General features: G+C 53.3%; 18 protein-coding genes. 9 read left to right on the plus strand and 9 right to left on the minus strand.

The genetic code is table 11. The features are described from left to right. Positions 1-12 precede the first annotated feature (12 nt). Positions 13-1,353 (plus strand): MATE family efflux transporter DinF, encoded by a 1,341-nt coding sequence (gene dinF / locus BZJ19_RS02585; RefSeq protein WP_077455023.1) that lies wholly within the window; start codon positions 13-15, stop codon positions 1,351-1,353. 58 nt (positions 1,354-1,411) lie between these two features. Here dinF and nfuA read toward each other — a convergent pair whose 3' ends face one another. Further along, positions 1,412-1,996 carry a Fe-S biogenesis protein NfuA gene (gene nfuA, locus BZJ19_RS02590; protein WP_077455024.1) on the minus strand — a complete coding sequence of 195 codons (585 nt, stop codon included), beginning with the start codon at positions 1,994-1,996 and terminating at the stop codon, positions 1,412-1,414. A 105-nt stretch (positions 1,997-2,101) separates the two neighbouring features. After that, positions 2,102-2,818: a ComF family protein gene (locus tag BZJ19_RS02595; protein WP_077674525.1), complete on the minus strand. Its 717-nt coding sequence runs from the start codon at positions 2,816-2,818 to the stop codon at positions 2,102-2,104. A 40-nt stretch (positions 2,819-2,858) separates the two neighbouring features. Here BZJ19_RS02595 and bioH point away from each other — a divergent pair, with 40 nt between their 5' ends. The 3 genes from bioH (at position 2,859) to BZJ19_RS02610 (ending at position 4,621) form a co-directional block, all read left to right on the plus strand. Beyond that, on the plus strand, positions 2,859-3,647 hold the full coding sequence (gene bioH, locus BZJ19_RS02600; RefSeq protein WP_077639828.1) for a pimeloyl-ACP methyl ester esterase BioH: 789 nt from the start codon (positions 2,859-2,861) through the stop codon (positions 3,645-3,647). Positions 3,648-3,783: 136 nt separating this feature from the next. Further along, entirely contained in the window at positions 3,784-4,083 is a 300-nt protein-coding gene (locus BZJ19_RS02605; RefSeq protein ID WP_420876425.1) for a hypothetical protein, read from the plus strand. A gap of 64 nt (positions 4,084-4,147) precedes the next feature. Beyond that, the gene (locus BZJ19_RS02610) at positions 4,148-4,621 is read left to right on the plus strand and encodes an ATP-dependent Lon protease (RefSeq protein WP_077674526.1); all 474 of its coding nucleotides are present in this window, start codon (positions 4,148-4,150) and stop codon (positions 4,619-4,621) included. A 64-nt stretch (positions 4,622-4,685) separates the two neighbouring features. Here the strand turns inward: BZJ19_RS02610 and BZJ19_RS02615 are convergent, their stop codons facing one another. Then, positions 4,686-7,001 carry a Tex family protein gene (locus BZJ19_RS02615; RefSeq protein ID WP_077674527.1) on the minus strand — a complete coding sequence of 772 codons (2,316 nt, stop codon included), beginning with the start codon at positions 6,999-7,001 and terminating at the stop codon, positions 4,686-4,688. Between the two features lie 75 nt (positions 7,002-7,076). Then, a complete protein-coding gene (gene greB, locus BZJ19_RS02620; protein ID WP_077479797.1) occupies positions 7,077-7,571 on the minus strand; it encodes a transcription elongation factor GreB in 495 nt (164 codons plus the stop codon). A gap of 228 nt (positions 7,572-7,799) precedes the next feature. Between greB and ompR the strand changes: the two genes are divergently transcribed. The 3 genes from ompR (at position 7,800) to BZJ19_RS02635 (ending at position 10,343) form a co-directional block, all read left to right on the plus strand. Then, entirely contained in the window at positions 7,800-8,516 is a 717-nt protein-coding gene (gene ompR / locus BZJ19_RS02625; protein ID WP_069588994.1) for an osmolarity response regulator transcription factor OmpR, read from the plus strand. Between the two features lie 3 nt (positions 8,517-8,519). Continuing rightward, on the plus strand, positions 8,520-9,854 hold the full coding sequence (gene envZ, locus BZJ19_RS02630) for a two-component system sensor histidine kinase EnvZ (protein WP_077674528.1): 1,335 nt from the start codon (positions 8,520-8,522) through the stop codon (positions 9,852-9,854). A 93-nt stretch (positions 9,855-9,947) separates the two neighbouring features. After that, on the plus strand, positions 9,948-10,343 hold the full coding sequence (locus tag BZJ19_RS02635) for a GntR family transcriptional regulator (protein WP_077479794.1): 396 nt from the start codon (positions 9,948-9,950) through the stop codon (positions 10,341-10,343). Here BZJ19_RS02635 and recG read toward each other — a convergent pair. From recG to gmk, 5 genes are all read right to left on the minus strand, one after another. Further along, on the minus strand, positions 10,328-12,406 hold the full coding sequence (recG, locus tag BZJ19_RS02640; protein WP_077674529.1) for an ATP-dependent DNA helicase RecG: 2,079 nt from the start codon (positions 12,404-12,406) through the stop codon (positions 10,328-10,330). The two genes, BZJ19_RS02635 and recG, sit on opposite strands and share 16 nt — an antisense overlap. A 12-nt stretch (positions 12,407-12,418) precedes the next feature. Then, positions 12,419-13,126, minus strand: a complete 708-nt coding sequence (trmH, locus tag BZJ19_RS02645) for a tRNA (guanosine(18)-2'-O)-methyltransferase TrmH (RefSeq protein WP_077639834.1) — start codon at positions 13,124-13,126, stop codon at positions 12,419-12,421. Positions 13,127-13,219: 93 nt separating this feature from the next. Further along, complete coding sequence (spoT, locus tag BZJ19_RS02650) at positions 13,220-15,325, minus strand: bifunctional GTP diphosphokinase/guanosine-3',5'-bis pyrophosphate 3'-pyrophosphohydrolase (RefSeq protein WP_069588984.1); 2,106 nt, start codon at positions 15,323-15,325, stop codon at positions 13,220-13,222. Positions 15,326-15,352: 27 nt separating this feature from the next. Further along, positions 15,353-15,625: a DNA-directed RNA polymerase subunit omega gene (rpoZ, locus tag BZJ19_RS02655; RefSeq protein WP_069588983.1), complete on the minus strand. Its 273-nt coding sequence runs from the start codon at positions 15,623-15,625 to the stop codon at positions 15,353-15,355. Between the two features lie 118 nt (positions 15,626-15,743). Continuing rightward, a complete protein-coding gene (gene gmk, locus BZJ19_RS02660) occupies positions 15,744-16,367 on the minus strand; it encodes a guanylate kinase (protein WP_069588981.1) in 624 nt (207 codons plus the stop codon). Between the two features lie 310 nt (positions 16,368-16,677). On the opposite strand from gmk, the gene BZJ19_RS02665 reads away from it, so the two are divergent. Both BZJ19_RS02665 and BZJ19_RS02670 read left to right on the plus strand, forming a co-directional pair. Beyond that, positions 16,678-17,187 carry a sigma-70 family RNA polymerase sigma factor gene (locus BZJ19_RS02665; RefSeq protein ID WP_077674530.1) on the plus strand — a complete coding sequence of 170 codons (510 nt, stop codon included), beginning with the start codon at positions 16,678-16,680 and terminating at the stop codon, positions 17,185-17,187. A gap of 6 nt (positions 17,188-17,193) precedes the next feature. After that, positions 17,194-18,117, plus strand: coding sequence for a DUF4880 domain-containing protein (locus BZJ19_RS02670; RefSeq protein WP_077674531.1), 924 nt, complete (start codon positions 17,194-17,196; stop codon positions 18,115-18,117). The last annotated feature ends 37 nt before the right edge of the window (positions 18,118-18,154 follow it).

Consider the following 18,154-nt stretch of genomic DNA (forward strand, 5'->3'; position numbering starts at 1 on the left):
GAACGAGGAAGTATGTGGCAGTCTCTCACTCAGCGTGAGCTTCATTGGCGGGTCTTATCGCTGGCTTTACCTATGGTGATCTCCAATATCACCGTCCCCCTGTTAGGGTTAGTGGATGCCGCGGTGATCGGCCACTTAGACCATGCATGGTATTTAGGTGGTGTGGCGGTTGGCAGCACCATGATAAATGTGACCTTTTGGCTGTTGGGCTTTTTGCGTATGGCGACCACCGGGTTTACCGCGCAAGCCTATGGCGCGAGTGATAACCGTGAGTTGGCGGCCACCTTTGTGCGTGGCGCGTCCTTAGCGGGCTTGCTGGCTGTACTGTTGATCGCGCTGCATGTGCCTATTTTAGAGGGGGTGATGCACTTTAGTGATGCCAGCGCCGAGGTGAAACATTACGCGAGCCAGTACTTCTCCATTCGGATCTTTAGTGCGCCGGCGACCTTGATGAACTTGGTGATCATGGGTTGGCTACTGGGGGCGCAAAATGCGCGCCAGCCGATGTGGCTGCTGATTGTGGTTAACAGTGCCAATATTGTCCTTGATTTGCTGTTTGTGGTGGGTCTCGATATGAAAGTCGAAGGAGCTGCTGCAGCGAGTGTGGCTGCCGATTATCTCGGCCTCATGTTGGGGCTCTATTTTGTCAAAGGTATCTGGCAATCGCGTCAGTTACCGACCGTTCGGTCGGTGTTTGAGCGCGGGCTAACTGGGATGAGCCGCTTGCTTAAGCTTAATCGAGACATCTTTTTACGCAGCCTTAGCTTGCAGTTGGCGTTTACCTTTATGACCTTCCAAGGGGCGACACTCGGTGATGACATTGTGGCCGCCAATGCGGTGCTGATGAGTTTTCTGATGCTGATTTCTTTTGCAATGGACGGCTTTGCCTATGCGATGGAGGCAATGGTGGGTAGAGCGATTGGCGCGCAGAGCAAGTCTGCGTTGTTGGTGTCATTGATAGGTAGCACGTTTTGGTCGTTGGTGATTTGCCTGGCTATCACGCTGGCATTTGGTGTGGCAGGCCGTCACATCATTGCGCTGATTTCTGACATCGAGGCGGTGCGTGACCAAGCGGCGCGTTATTTACCTTGGCTAGTGGCCATGCCTTTAGTGTCGATGTGGTGCTTTTTGCTCGATGGTATCTTTATTGGTGCGACGCGGGGTAAAGACATGCGCAATGGGATGTTCGTCGCCACCGCCGGCTTTTTTGTTGCATGGTGGCTAGCGCAAGATTGGGGCAATCACGCCCTGTGGTTAGCGATGCTTACTTTTATGGCGCTACGAGGGCTCAGTCTCGCGGTGTGCTTTGTTTACCACTGGCGACGAGATAGCTTTTTTGACGTCACGCACTGAGACCTATCAACAAAAAAACAGGCCAGTTGGCCTGTTTTTGCGATGGAAGGGCAGCGTCTTAATAGTAAGAGTGATCGCCACGCGCGTGCTCGGTCACATCGCGCACACCCTTTAGCTCGCCGCTGAACTCGGCCAGCAACTGCTTTTCGATCCCTTCTTTTAAGGTCACGTCTACCATTGAACAGCCATTGCAACCGCCACCGAATTGCAAAATCGCCACGGCGTCATCGGTGATTTCAATCAAGTTAACATGGCCGCCATGGCTGGCAAGCTGTGGGTTGACTTGGCTTTGAATCACGTAATCAACACGCTCCATCAAAGGCGCATCGGAGGCCACTTTCCGCATTTTCGCATTCGGTGCTTTCAGCGTCAGCTGTGAGCCCATTTTATCGGTGACAAAGTCGATTTCCGCTTCGTCTAAAAACGGTAGGCTTAGCTCATCAATGAAAGCAGAGAAGCCGTTGAATTTGAGTTCGGTATCGCTGCTTTCTACTGCTTCGGGTGGACAATAAGAAACACCGCACTCGGCGTTTGGCGTGCCTGGGTTAACCACAAACACGCGAATATTGGTGCCCTCGGGCTGTTGCTCAAGCAACTTCACAAAGTGGCTTTGTGCATTTTCTGAAATTTTGACTTCTGACACGACAAATACCTGACTAATCCAGTGTGTTTTGTACAGTGTACTCCGGTTTTTACTTGCTATCACCCCTTGTTCAATGTGGCTAATTTATGGTCACTGCGGTTTATCTCAAGGGAGCTTGGTCCGCGCAATACAATAAATATCGACCCGTTTCGCACCCGCTCGGCGCAACAAACGGCAAAGTTGACTGACCGTTTCTCCGGTTGTCACCACGTCGTCGACAAGCGCAACATGCTCTGCCGGCAATGCACCGTGCAAGCGAAATGCCCCGCGCAGGTTCTTCAGTCGCGCAGATCTATCCAACCCTTGCTGAGGCGAGGTATGGCGAGTACGCCTTAGATAGTGATTGACGACTTGGCTGCCGAGCCGCTGTTGTAGCGCCCATGCCAGATGGGCGCTTTGGTTAAAGCCGCGTTGTAGCCGTCGCCGCCAGTGTAAGGGAACAGGCAGTAAGACTGGGGCTGGCGTGTCGATTTTCTCGCTGAGCAGCGTGGCGAACGGAAGGGCCAGCTCGAAGTCTCCTTGATATTTAAAGCGGTGAACCAAATCAGGGAGCGGGTCGAGGTAGGCACTGATCGCGGTAAGCGTATGCCACGCAGGTGGATGGCTGAGGCACTGACCACAATGTGTTTGAGGGGTGAGCACCGGCAAGCCACAACATTGACACCCGTAGGCCTGATGATGTTTATCCCAGCACGCATCGCAGCACAAGGTGTGATCGGCAGGGAGGGATAAGCGACACACGGGGCACTGATGGGGCAAAGATTTGCCCCTAATGCTTTGCCAAACGCCAGCAAGGCGAGGGGGATGAATTGCTGGTATCATAGCCATCCTGATGAAAAAGAGTACAAAGGCAGTGTAAAGCATGGCGTTATGTGATTGGCAATCTTACGGACAAGGCCCCGATCTGGTTCTCATTCATGGTTGGGGAATGAACAGTGCTGTTTGGTCGCTTATCTTGCCGTATCTCACTGCAAACTACCGAGTTCATTGTGTTGACTTGCCCGGATTTGGGTTGAGCCCCGCACAGCCGGGGCTTGATTTAGAACAACTGGCACAAGTGTTGCTTAAAGAATCACCAGCGCAAGCAACTTGGTTGGGCTGGTCACTGGGCGGATTGGTGGCCACGCAAGCGGCCCTGCTCGCGCCCCATCGTTTGACGGGGCTCGTGACGGTCGCAAGCTCACCCAAGTTTGTCGCGGAACCGGGATGGCGAGGCATTAAACCCGCGGTGCTGAATGCATTTGCCTCACAGCTTGAGCAGGATTTTTCTTTGACCGTGGAGCGATTTATGGCGCTGCAGGCCATGGGGTCGCCCACTGCGAAGAAAGACATTAAAGCGCTCAAGCAGGCAGTGTTTTCACGACCTGCACCGGATCCTCAGGCTCTGGCCGATGGTTTGCAAATACTGGCTTCGGCGGATTTACGTCAAGCATGCCAGTCAATTCGCTTACCTTGGCTGCGGTTGTACGGTCGCCTCGACGGGTTGGTACCTGTCGCCGTGGCGGGACAGATGGACGCTTGGGTACCTCATTCACCGAGTGAGGTCTTTGCACACAGTGCCCATGCCCCTTTTGTCACTGAGCCTGACGGTGTGGTAGACAGGCTCACCGCCTTTCTGGCAACCAATTGCCGCCCTGACTGCGCGCGCTGAACGATTTTTGGCAGAATTGACTAAATCTTGTCATTCCTCTGCCGATAAGTTAACTATGTCACTTGCTCTGGTATGAGGAGAGACCATAATGAACGTAGGCAACGTTGGGCAGTCTCAGGCCTATCATCCACAGTCGATGAAGCCAAAATCGCCGCCGCAAACGCAACCAAATGCGGACAAAGAGGTCAAAGATACAAAGCCCGCTGAGACAGCGGCCACCCCAGCGGTGAAAGACGTCAAGGATGCGAAAGCAGCCAAAAACGCTGAAGGCGTTGACAAGTCTAAAGAGAAATCATCGGTCGAATCCTTTACTTATGGCGCGTTGGGCATGGACCATCCGGAAAAAGTGAAGGAAAACGATGATACCGCCTATAACGCAGGACAATTTTTGTCTGCGCTGGGAACAATAGGCACAATACTCGCGGTTGTCGTCTAAACTATAAGGAGACGAGGCCGGACTGACAACGAGGCCTTCAGCTGATGTTGGGAGGTAGCATCAGATGAATATATCGCCAGCAAGCGTCAGTATCCCAACTGTCGCGCCATCGGTGAACCCGCCAACTGAGCAAGTTGCGCGGGAAAATCGCGTGCGCGAAAAAATTGTTCCGACCAAACAGCCACCCGCGTTGGATCATGAAAAACCCGCGACGGAGCAAGACAAGCAACTGCGTAATCCCTCTTGGGATCCGTCACAGCATCCCAATTATTCTTTCGACTATACCCCCGAGTCCTTTCAAGACGCAGACTACAACGGCGCCAATGTTGCTAACCGCATTGATGCTATCACTCGTAGCGAGCCCGGAGACGAGGCGCGACCAGAAAACGGCTATCCGTTGGGGCTAAAAATGCCCGAAGAGGTGTTGGAGAAAATTGAGCAACTGCAAAGATTTGAACGCACTCGTGCGGTGGTCGCGATGCGCTACCAGCAAGCGACCGTGGCGAATATGCCTTCAGAAGTGTTGATTGTGATTTAAGCTCTGTCCATTGAGCCGATTGACGTTAAAGCCCCGCCAAGACGAGCGGGGCTTTTTTGCGTCGTTAAGAGCGCTTGGCGCGGGCAAAGGCATCAGCCATGCTTCCGCCGATAGGTGCGGCGGGTTGACGAGGCGCCTTGCGTGATGGGCGATACTGTCCCGCTTTGTGGTTATCGCCTTGTCCTTGGGACGCACTGTCGCCTGAAGGGGTATCGTCCAAACGCATGGATAAGCCAATCCGTTTGCGCGGAACATCCACCTCCATCACTTTGACCTTAACCACATCTCCGGCTTTGACCACCTCGCGAGGGTCACTGACAAAGCGATTCGATAGGGCGGAGATGTGCACCAAACCGTCTTGGTGAACCCCAACATCGACAAAGGCGCCAAAGTGCGTCACGTTGGTCACTACACCTTCCAGTTGCATACCGGGCTTCAGATCGCTGACTTGATTGATGCCTTCCGCAAAGGTGGCGGTCTTAAACTCAGGACGCGGATCGCGGCCGGGTTTTGCCAGCTCGTTAAGCACGTCGGTGACCGTGATTGCCCCAAAGCTGTCATCCGCAAACTCTTTCGCGTTCAGGCCTTGCAAGAAACGGCTGTTACCGACCAGCGCCTCGACGGCTTTGCCGGTTTTCTCCGCAATGCGTTTGACCAAAGAATAGGTTTCTGGGTGAACGCCAGAGCGATCCAGCGGGTTGGCACCATCCATTACCCGTAAAAAGCCCGCACATTGTTCGAATGCTTTAGGGCCAAGACGCGGCACTTTCAGCAGGGTTTTACGATCGCCAAAGCGGCCATTTTCATCACGAAAAGCGACAATATTTTGCGCCATGGTTTGGCTTAAGCCAGCGACACGAGTCAGGAGTGGCGCCGATGCACTGTTCAGATCCACCCCGACCGCGTTCACACAGTCTTCGACCACAGCATCGAGTTTTTTGGCAAGCTGACTTTGAGAGACATCGTGTTGATATTGGCCTACGCCAATTGATTTCGGGTCAATTTTAACCAGTTCGGCCAGTGGATCTTGCAAGCGGCGGGCGATAGAAACGGCACCACGCAGCGAGACATCAAGGTCTGGAAACTCATTGGCGGCTAATTCCGATGCCGAATACACAGAGGCACCTGCCTCACTGACCATGACGGTCTGAATGGCTAAACCAGCCTGACTTAGCATGGTTTTGGCAAACGCTTCAGTCTCGCGGGAGGCGGTGCCGTTGCCGATCGCGATGAGGTTGACCTGATGACGTTTAATTAAATTGAGCACCGTCTTGCTCGCGCCATCTACGTCGTGACGTGGGGCGGTAGGATAAATGGTGGCAGTATCGAGCAATTTCCCCGTACCGTCCACTACGGCCACTTTACAGCCAGTACGCAAACCCGGATCGATGCCGAGCGTACAGCGTGGTCCCGCGGGAGCGGCCATCAGAACGTCTTTTAGGTTGGCGGCAAAGACATCAATGGCGTCGCTTTCGGCCCGCTCTTTCAAACTGGCCATAAGCTCAGTCTCAAGGTGCATGAGTATTTTGACTCGCCACGCGAACGCGATAACTTGCTTACGCCAACGATCGGCGGGCGCACTGCCCAAGGATAAGCCGTAATGCTCGGCAATCATGGTTTCGCAGATACTGCCTTTACTGTCTGCTTCTTGGTCTGGGTCAGCGACTAAGGCCAGTTGTAAGACGCCTTCGTTACGGCCACGGAGCATGGCTAAGGCACGGTGAGAAGGCACTTTAGCGATCGGCTCTTGATGATCGAAGTAGTCTTTAAATTTCGCCCCAGCCTCTTCTTGGCCTGTGACAACACTTGCGCGTAACACCGCGTATTGGTTGAGATATTGACGAATTTTATCGAGCAAGGCGGCATCTTCAGCGAGGCGCTCCATCATGATGGCGCGGGCGCCGTCGAGTGCTGCCTTGGTGTCGGCGATGCTCAGCTCGGGATTGAGATAGGATTGGGCGAGTGTGTCAGGGTCTTGCGACGCGTCTTGCCATAAGGCCTCGGCCAAGGGTTCTAGGCCTGCTTCAATGGCAATCTGTCCTTTGGTACGACGCTTGGGTTTATAGGGCAGATAGAGATCTTCCAAGCGGTTCTTGCTGTCTGCCGCCAAAATGTCGCGACGCAAGCTATCGGTCAGTTTACCTTGCTCATCAATCGATTTTAGGATGGTATCACGCCGAGCCTCCATTTCGCGCAAGTACACTAAGCGTGTTTCCAGCGTGCGCAGTTGGCTGTCATCCAGCCCTTGGGTGGCTTCTTTTCGATAGCGAGCAATAAAGGGGACGGTATTTCCGTCATCGAGCAGCGCAACGGCGGTTGCGACCTGGTTGGGTGAGACATTGAGCTCTTTAGCCAGGGTTTGAGTCAGTTGACTGTGCATGCATATCCTTTTGTAAACAAGCACGGCAGTACCGCAGTACTGCCATTGAATCTGTTTCTTTGACCCTTGTGGTCGTTAAGGTTCCCGTGAGTCGGTCTCTGTTGGGTAAGTGATTGCATTGACGAACCAATGCTTCTCGCCTTCAGGGGTTCGGACCACCACCTCATCATCGACCGCTTTTTTGAGCAGGGCGCGCGCCATGGGCGCATCAATGGAGATGTAGTCTTTGCGATCGTAAATCTCATCAGGGCCAACAATCCGAAAGCGTTTGATATCGCCCGCCTCGTTTTCAATTTCTACCCAAGCGCCAAAAAAGACCCGCCCTTCTTGTTGGGGCGAGTAGTCGACAATGGTGAGTTCATTCAGCCGCTTGCGCAGATAACGGACGCGGCGGTCAATTTGCCGCAGCAAGCGCTTGTTGTAGGTGTAGTCGGCATTCTCTGAGCGGTCGCCTAAACTTGCCGCCCAACTGACAATTTTGGTGATCTCTGGGCGTTTTTCATGCCACAGGTGGTCATGTTCCGCTTTGAGTGCGTTAAACCCTTCACGGGTGACCAGTTTGGTTTTCACGCAGCGTCTCCTTAACCCTCGCGAAGCCTCAATAAGTGGTGCAATCTCAACGAGCAAATTACAAGAACCGAGCAAGCTTGTCGAGGCAACACTCGGTAACAATTTCTTCGTTGTTTCGTGGCGGAACCATCAGTGTCAATCCGCGCAAATGTGGCAAAATCCGGTATGATTACAGCAATGACTGCTTGATTTGTCGGCAGATAACCGCATTGAGTATGAGGGTTAACCATGCAAGAAAACTATAAAATCCTAGTGGTGGATGATGATATGCGTCTGCGTTCGCTACTGGAGCGTTACCTAACTGAGCAGGGCTTCCAAGTGCGCAGTGTGGCCAATGCCGAACAGATGGATCGCTTGCTCGCGCGGGAAGCCTTTCACCTGATGGTCTTGGATCTGATGCTGCCGGGTGAAGATGGCTTATCTATCTGCCGCCGTTTGCGTCAGGCGAACAACCAATTACCGATTTTAATGCTCACCGCAAAGGGTGATGAAATTGACCGCATTGTCGGATTAGAAGTGGGTGCGGACGATTACTTGCCCAAGCCATTTAATCCACGGGAGCTATTGGCGCGCCTCCGTGCTGTCTTGCGCCGCCAAACCATTGAAGCGCCGGGCGCACCGAGTGCAGACACCAAGGTGGTCGAATTTGGCGAGTTTCGCCTAAACCTCGGTACACGGGAAATGTTCCGCAACGACGACCCGATGACGTTAACCTCGGGCGAATTTGCAGTCCTCAAAGCGCTGGTAACCAATGCGCGCGAGCCGTTATCACGCGACAAGTTGATGAATATGGCGCGCGGACGTGAGTACTCCGCGATGGAACGCTCCATTGACGTGCAAATCTCGCGATTGCGCCGCATGATTGAAGAAGATCCGAGCAAGCCACGTTATATCCAAACGGTGTGGGGGCTGGGCTACGTGTTTGTCCCTGACGGCGAGGTCTAAGCGATGCGGATGTCGCCGCGCACCAACTTTGCCCGCACGCTTTTGATTTTGGCTGGCCTATTGATTGCCAGCCAAGTTTTTTCTTATCTCACCATCGTCAATTATGCCCTGCTCCCCAGCTTGCAGCAGTTTAATAAGATCTTGGCTTTTGAAGTGCGCTTGATGCTGGAAGAGGATTGGACGCTGAAAGACGGGGAAGTGCTGCACTTGGGTGAGCCTGTGCGGCGGCAACTGCTGGAACAAATTGGGGTGACCTTACATGCTCCTAACAGTGACGCCGCAGGTGCTTACCAAGACGCGATGCAGATAGATTATCTCAGTGCGCGGATGAGCGAAGAGCTGGGAACGCCGACCGAAGTGCGCCTTGTCAGTGGTGAAGACAGCTATGTGCTGTGGTTAAAGTTTGACGCCATTGATGACTTTTTGATGCGTATTCCGCTTTCCGAACTGCATCAAGACGATTTTGCGCCCCTTTTCCAATACAGCCTGATTATTGCGTTGCTGGTGATTGCAGGTGGTTGGCTGTTTATCAAGATGCAAAATCGCCCACTGGTGACCTTAGAGCGTGCTGCGTTAGATGTGGCTGAAGGCCGGTTTCCTGAGCCAGTCGCCCCAAAAGGCGCCTCTGAAATTCAAGCGGTAACAGTGGCGTTTAATAAAATGTCTGCAGGCATACGTAAACTCGAAGAAGATCGCGCCTTGCTGATGGCAGGGGTGAGCCATGATTTGCGTACGCCGCTGACGCGCATTCGCTTGGCGACCGAAATGATGTCGCCGGACGATGAATACCTTGCCGATAGCATCACTAAAGATACCGAAGAGTGCAACGAGATCATCAATCAGTTTATGGATTATCTGCGCTCGGTGCAGCAGCAAGACCCTGATCCGGTGGATTTAGCGAGCATTTGTCGTGATGTAGCGAATAGCCAACAGCTGGTGGGTATCGAGATGGATACCGAGTTGCTGCCTTTGTATGGCGAGTTGTATGCCAACTCAGTGGCGCTTAAGCGAGCCGTGACTAACTTGGTGGTTAATGCGGTCCGCTATGGCAACGGTTGGGTACGTATTCGTTGTGGCAGTACCGCCGATCATACCCATCAATGGGTCGAAGTTGAGGACAATGGGCCGGGCATTGATGCGAGCCTCGAAGCGTCGCTTTTCCAGCCGTTCACGCGGGGGGATTCGGCTCGTGGTAGCGAGGGAACCGGACTGGGACTCGCCATTGTGAAACGGATTGTGGAACAACTGCGCGGCGATATTCGCTTGTCTTCCCGTACCGAAGGAGGGCTGAGGATCCAGATGACATTTCCGGTCAATCAAGGGCGAGCTAAAAGCTAGTGTGCGCGTTGCCACGTTTTCTTCATGGCCTATTCGCGAAGGCGGATAGGCCGACCATACTGTCGTATAGAACTAATACACATACTATGGCCTATGCGACTTTGTTTAGATAAAAACGATCCTACCCCGAAATTTCAGCAATTGATTGAGCAAATCCAGCGTCAGATCGCCAGTGGTGCGCTGCGCTCTGGCGAGCGGTTGCCGTCGGTACGCGTGCTGGCGCGAGAGTTAAAGATGAATCCGATGACGGTCTCGCGCAGTTATCAGCAACTTGCCGAGCAAGGATGGTTAGAGCGAGTGCGAGGCGTTGGGATGAAAGTCAGCCAGCAAGCGCGTCCTGCTGAGCCTCATCAACGGTTGCAATATGTACAAGCGCCATTGGCACATTTTATTCAGGTGGCCAATCAAGCCGGATATAGCAAATCCGAGGCCATGGCGTTAGTCATGGCCCACTGGGAGAGCGATATCGGCGATCATGCGTTGGAATAATGGGTTTTATGGCCAAGCCAACGTGCGATGATTGCGGCGGCGTGTTGCGGATAGTGTTGATGCAGGTGGTGCGCTAACTTCTGTACCTCAGGGATCAGCGCTTGGTCACGCACCAGATCGGCAATTTTAAACTCGGCCAAGCCGGTTTGTCGGGTGCCGAGAAGCTCGCCGGGCCCACGAATATCGAGATCGCGCTGTGCGATCACAAAGCCATCATTGCTTTCGCGCAGGACGCCCAAGCGTTGACTGGCGGTTTTAGACAAAGGGGCATGATACAAGAGCACACAGTGACTGGCGACGGAGCCTCGACCGACACGGCCCCGTAGTTGGTGGAGCTGTGCCAACCCGAGCCGCTCGGGGTTTTCAATGATCATCAAACTGGCATTAGGGACATCGACGCCCACTTCAATCACGGTAGTCGCTACCAACAAATGCAGCTCCCCTTGCTTAAAGGCTTGCATGACTGCWTGTTTTTCCGCCGCTTTCATGCGTCCGTGGACAAGGCCGACGGCAAGATGAGGTAGCGCCGCTTTGAGTGCGGTGGCGGTATCCTCAGCAGCTTGCGCTTCGAGAGCGTCGGATTCCTCAATCAAGGTACATACCCAATACGCTTGGCGGCCTTCACTGCAGGCGGCACTGACACGCGCAATAATGTCATCGCGACGCGTATCTGGCACGGCAACGGTTTGGATCGGAGTGCGCCCCGGGGGGAGCTCATCGATAATCGAGGTATCGAGATCGGCATACGCAGTCATCGCGAGAGTACGCGGGATCGGAGTGGCTGTCATGATCAATTGATGCGGATGCGCCCCTTGTTGCTCGCCTTTCTCTCGCAGGGCGAGGCGTTGGTGAACACCAAAGCGGTGTTGCTCATCAATGATCACCAAGGCTAACTGGTCAAAGTCGACATGGGCTTGAAACAACGCATGCGTGCCGACCACCATTTTCGCCTCACCGCTGGCAATCCGTGCAAGTTCAGCGTCGCGCGCTTTGCCTTTAAGCTTACCGGCGAGCCAACCGACCTGAATACCCAACGGCTCCAGCCATTGGGCAAAATTCACCGCATGCTGTTCGGCCAATAGCTCCGTGGGGGCCATTAATGCGACTTGGTAACCATGTTCGATAGCTTGCAGTGCCGCCAATACCGCAACCAGCGTCTTACCCGCGCCCACATCGCCTTGTACCAAGCGCATCATGGGGATGGGCTTAGCCAGGTCGTGACTGATTTCATCGACCACGCGCGATTGTGCCCCTGTGGGGGAGAATGGCAGGTTGGCCAGCAATTGTTGGCTCAGCGCCCCATTCGGCGGCAACGGTGTGGCACTGACCGCTTGCGCTTGATGACGAACGGACAGCATCGACAGATGTTGGGCGAGCAATTCTTCAATGATTAAGCGACGTTGGGCAGGATGTTGCCCGGCAAGCAGGGCCTCTAGTGACACCTCTGGTGGCGGACGATGCAAAAGGTGTAAGGCATCGCGTAATGAAAGCTGTCTATCATATAAGCCCTCAGGGAGTAACTCTTGTACACCACTTTTGTCCAGCAATGCCAACGCTTGGTCGGTTAGACTGCGCAAGGTAGCTTGGCGCAGCCCTTCGGTGGTGGGATAGACAGGTGTCAGGGTTTCTTCTAGCGCAAGCTCGGTAGGCTCAGAAAAGACTTGATAGTCAGGGTGAATGATTTCTAGGCCATGCTTACCGCGTTTTAGCTCGCCATAGGCCTTCACATGTTTGCCGAGGGCGAGGCTGTTTTTCATCGCGGCGTTAAAGTTAAAAAAGCGTAGCGTCAGCGCACCATTGCCGTCATGGATCCGCACGGTCAGCATGCGGCGGCGCCCAAACACAGTGTCATTGTGGGTCACTTCACCCTCAACGGTCGCGGTTTGTCCGGGGAGCAAACTGGCGATCGGCCAGACGCGTGTGCGATCTTCATAACGGTACGGCAAGTGAAACAAGACATCTTGAACCGTATACAACCCCAGCTTGGTCAGCTTTTCCGCCATTTTGGCGCCGACACCGGCCAGTGTTTCGACTGAGACAGCATTGAGCATGGATGATCGCATCAAAATAGTCCGTTATTTACTACGTTTGTGTTTGGCTGCCTGCATCGCAGACCACCATGCCTCATCAGCAACGATTTGCCCGTGTTCATCCAGCGGTGGATAGGGCAGCCCTTTTTGTTTAGCCACGCGTGCTAAAACAGGATGGCCCCGTTCAAACAGAATCTTGTGGACTTCTTCATCCGGAATACGGGTGTGAGCCCGCTGGTACATACCCGCTAATTGGCGCTGTCGCTGGGCCTCATACAGAATAAGAGCACTCGCCACTGACACGTTTAATGACTGTACCATACCCACCATTGGGATGAGGATATCTTGATCCGCCTTATCGAGCGCTTCGCGACTGATGCCTTCTTTTTCTTGGCCTAATACGATAGCGGTGGGGCGGGTGTAATCGACGTCGCGAAAATCGATGGCGGTGTCGGATAAGTTGGTGACTAAGATCTGCATGCCTTGAGCGTGAAGCGCATCAAAGGCTTCGGCCGTCGAATCATGGGTTTGTACATCGACCCAATTGCGAGAGCCTGCTGAGGTGCCACCTAAAGCGCGCATTTTACTGCCTTTTGGCCAGACGGCATGAAGGCGATGCACGCCGACGGCATCTGCGGTGCGAATAATGGCAGAGATATTATTTGGCTTATGGACTTGTTCCATACACACGGTGAGATCAGGCTGGCGCTGAGCAAGCACTTGATGAATTCGTTCAAACCGTTCTGGTGTCATGGTGAGGTTCCGTTAGTTACACGATAGGAGAGAAACAAACTCGCCCACCAAAAGGCGGGCGAGTGATAGCCTGAGCACGAAATGGCAACATGGCTAGTTCTTTTGACGGCTGACCTTGACCACGTTTGGCATCACACGAATGCGGCGCATAATATTGGCAAGGTGAACCCTGTCTGTGGTGGTGAGGCGAACAAAGATGGTGTACAAGCGACCATCTTTTTCTTCGGTCGTCAGTCCCTGAATATTCGATCCCGTCGCGGCGATGGTGTTGGTTAAATCCGCCAGCGCCCCTTGATGGTTCTGCATATCCACGCGTAGACGAGTACTGAACTCCTGATCGAAATCGTCTGCCCACTCAACAGGCATATATTTATCCGGCTCTTGACGGTAGCCGCGAATGTTTGAACAGGTTTCACGGTGGATCACCAAGCCTTTACCAGGGCTGACATGCGCGATAATCGGATCGCCCGGAATAGGGCGGCAACAGTTGGCATAAGTGACCAAGATACCATCTGCGCCACGGATAGGCATTTTTCCGTCCGAAGGTTCTGCGTCCGTGTTTTCATCGTCCAGCAGGCGGCGAGCGATCACGACACTCATTAACTCACCCAAGCCGATCGCGGCGAGCAAATCATCGCTGCTTTCTAGCTTTAGGTCGGTCAAAATCGCATTGAGGCGGTCAGGATCGACATCGGGTAGGTTTTTCTCACCCAACGCATGGTTGAGCAAACGACGTCCCAATGTGACTGATTCTTCACGGCGCATGGTTTTGAGCACTTGGCGGATCTTGGTCCGTGCCCGAGCAGTCACCACATAATTGAGCCATGCGGCATTCGGACGAGCGCCCGGTGCGGTAATGATCTCAATGGTTTGGCCGTTTTTCAGAGGCTGGCTTAGTGGATACGGTTGACGATTGACTCGCGCGCCGACACAGGTGTTACCCACATCAGTATGAACCGCATAGGCAAAGTCAACGGCTGTGGCGCCCACAGGGAGCTCGACGATACGCCCTTTCGGGGTAAAGACATACAGCTCATCGGGGAAAAGATCGGATTTAACGCTTTCGATAAACTCGAAGGAGTTCCCCGCGCTTTGCTGCAGCTCAATCAAGTTTTGCATCCAGCGCTGAGCACGTTTCTGTGCCGTGGTACCGGATGGACGTTCGGCGCCGCTCTTATACGCCCAGTGCGCAGCAACCCCTTTGTCCGCCATCTGGTCCATGTCTTCGGTGCGAATTTGCACTTCAACTGGCACACCATGCGGACCAATCATTGACGTATGCAGTGATTGATAACCGTTCGCCTTCGGCACGGCGATGTAATCTTTCAAGCGGCCGGGACGCGGTTTATACAGATTGTGCATTTGCCCTAAGACGCGATAACAGGTGTCGAGGTCGTCGACGATCACGCGAAAGGCATACAAATCCATAATGGTATGAAAGCGCTGTTCTTTATTCTTCATCTTGTTATAGATGGAATAAAGGTTCTTCTCTCGGCCAAGCACGCGCGCGTTGATCCCGGCATCTTCCAAGCGGCCTTCGATTTCCGCATGGATTTTTTGGATCATTTCTTTGCGATTGCCCCGCGCTTGCGCAATCACTTTTTTGAGGACGCGATAGCGGTTGGGGTAGAGCGCTTCAAAGCCGAGCTCTTCGAGCTCCACTTTAATATTGTGAATACCGAGGCGGTGAGCGAGTGGGGCAAAAATTTCCAGTGTTTCGCGGGCAATACGGCGACGTTTATCGGGGCGCAGGGCACCCAAGGTACGCATATTATGGGTGCGGTCGCTGAGCTTAATCAGAATGACGCGAATGTCATGGGCCATTGCCATGACCATTTTGCGGAAGTTTTCCGCCTGCGCTTCTTTGCGATCGCGAAACTTGAGCTTGTCGAGCTTGGAAACGCCATCCACCAGATCCGCAACCACATCACCAAAGCGTTGTTGCAGATCCTCTTTGGTCACGTCTGTGTCTTCAATCACATCGTGCAGCAACGCCGCCATTAAGGTTTCGCAGTCCAAGCGCATCTCTGCGAGGATCCGCGCAACGGCGATAGGGTGGATGATGTAGGGCTCACCGGTGGAGCGGGTTTGCCCGTCATGGGCATCGCGCGCAACCAGATACGCTTGCCGGAGCGCTTCAAGCTGCGATTCCGGCAAGTATTGGTTCGCGACTTCTTTCAGGCTATCAAAGAGGTACAAACGGCCTGTTCCCTGATGATGACGCGATTAACGATGACCAGAAATGGTGCTAACAGCGGCCATTTCGGCAGCTTCTTGCTCCTGCTTTTCTTGACGCTCACGCGCGTCTAGCACTTCTTTGTTGATCAGTCCTTCTTCGATCTCACGCAGTGAGATCACGGTGTACTTGTCATTTTCTTCTGGTACTAGAGGATCTTTACCACCCGTTTGCATTTGGCGGGCGCGGCGGGCCGCAACCAGAACGAGATCGAAACGGTTACCAATTTTTTCAACGGCGTCTTGAACAGTTACGCGTGCCATGAAGGACTCCAGCTGTAGTGATAAACAGGTCTTAAAAATGACCGAAAATTATACAAAAGGCGGCCGTCCATTGCTAGCACTGGGTGCGCTGCAATCGAACAAACGCCAATATTCATGATTAGTCGGCCAGCAAGTCGTCAATCATTGCATGATATTTGCTGGCTTGTTTAGGCTGACGCATCCGCTCTGCACGGAGGATTGCTTTAAGATCCATTAATGCGACATCAAAGTCATCATTAATGATCAAATAGTCATATTCAGCATAGTGAGAGATCTCTGAACGTGCTTCTTGCATGCGTTTGGCGATCACCTCTTCGCTATCTTGGCCGCGAGCGGTGAGACGGCGCTCTAACTCTTCGCGGCTAGGCGGCAAAATAAAGATGCTTTTACTGTTCGGCATCTGTTGACGAATTTGCTGCGCCCCTTGCCAATCAATGTCCAAAAAGATGTCGATGCCTTTATTAAGCATCTCTTCAATCCATACGCGCGATGTCCCGTAATAGTTGCCAAAGACTTCCGCGTGTTCCAAAAAGGCGCCTTGATCAATTAAGGCCTTGAATTCTTCTACTGCGACAAAATGGTAATGCACGCCGTTTTCTTCACCGGGGCGCATAGCGCGTGTGGTGTGTGAAACCGACACTTTCATGTCATAGCGTGGATTGTCATTCAGCAGTGCTGAAATCAGGCTTGATTTGCCTGCACCACTCGGGGCAGAAACAATATAAAGCGTACCTTGACTCATGGATTGATCACTTTAACCGGCTGATGCCAATACCAAAGCATAGCGCAATCGTATTGACGGAGATCGACGAATAGATAGTAGTCTCCCGATGGGAGGCGCGCAGGTTAGCACGAACCGGCGGGGATTTGAACGCTAGAGCGTGAAGTTACTGACTTGATACATGCGTGCGCGATTACCGGTGTGACACAAACTGTGCGCTAAGTCGATAAAGCATGGCTTTGTCTAGAACATGCTTGCATATACGTAATTATTAATGATAATTGTTAGCGTTTGTATTGAGTGGTCGGTTTAGGTGTAGGGAGCACATTCAATGATAGGGAGTCAGCAGGCGTTACATCAGGGTGTTACCTCGCTGTATGTGTCACATCAGCGCTGGCTTTCGGGCTTTATTCAGCGACGCATGGGGTGCCCGTCAACGTCGGCCGACTTAGTTCAAGATACCTATTTGCGTTTGCTTAATTCCGGCCGTTTGCCTGATACAGACAGTGCGCGTGCTTACCTTACCCATATCGCCAAAGGCTTGATCGTCGATTGGTATCGCCGTCGTCGCGTTGAGCAAGCTTACTTAGACTATCTGCAAGCGCAGCCGGAACTCATGGCCAGCTCTCCCGAGCAACACCAACAAACCATGGAAGCCTTGGTGGCGGTTGATACTTTATTAGGGCATTTGCCGGTCAAGGTGCGGCAGGCTTTGCTGATGCGCCAGCTCGAGAGAATGAGCTATAAAGACATCGCAAAGGCGCTTTCTGTCTCAGTTTCCTCGGTAGAGAAATATGTTGCCAAGGCACTGACTGCCTGTGTACTCGCCGCGCAAGAGTGATTCACGATGTCATCTTTATCGCCTCATGTGGTTGAGCAAGCGGCACAATGGATGGCCCGTATGTGGGCGGACGACGTGTCTGAGCAGGATAAACAAGCACTATCACAGTGGCGACGAGCTCACCCTCATCATGAAAAGGCATGGCAAGCGCTGGAAGGTGTGCAATCCCAGCTTCAGGATGTCTCGGGACATCATTCGGTCTTATTACGACAAAGTGGCCTGTCGCGCCGGCGGTTTTTGATGCTCGGTGGTATTGGTATCGGAGCGGGGTGCTTATTGGCATGGCGCTCTAATGCGCAGCGTTACGAACAGGGCGCTGCCTTGGCAAGCCGAGTCGGGGAGCTCAAGCAGTTCACCTTGCCGGATCAGAGCCGTGTCGCGTTAAACACAGATTCGCGGGTGTGGGTCGATTATCAAGGCGGGCAAAAACAGATTTTCCTTGAGCGGGGTGAAGTGATGCTCGAAGCGGCATCGCCTTTATCGGTTCTCACCGCCCATGGTCAGGTGTGGGTTGAGGAGCAAGGCCAGCTTGCTGTGCGCCAGTTTGCGCGTTTCAGTGCTATACAAGTCTTATCGACCAATGCGCGTATTCAGCCATTCCAAGGGCAACTGCGCCACATTCCCGCCGGGCATTCGGTGCAATGCACGGACGATAAAGTGCAGCATCTTGCGCCCTTAGAAACTCACGCGGTGAGCTGGTTGGAGCAAAAGCTCGTGGCTGAACGCATGCCGCTTTCGGTGCTGGTTGAAGAGCTCTCACGGTATTTCTCAGGCTGGTTGCGCTTAGATGCGCAATTGGATGATCTCGTCGTGACGGGGGTATTTTCCACCCGCAATATCCAGCAAACCCTGGCGCATTTAGAAACCATTCTGCCTATTGCCCTGCGCTTTCGCACTGCGCTCTGGGTACAAATTATTCCAGCCCAATAAAAAATGACACTCACCTTTACGGATCCCACGCCTTCGT

Source organism: Salinivibrio proteolyticus (genome assembly GCF_001996165.1).
GTDB classification, from domain to species: domain Bacteria; phylum Pseudomonadota; class Gammaproteobacteria; order Enterobacterales; family Vibrionaceae; genus Salinivibrio; species Salinivibrio proteolyticus.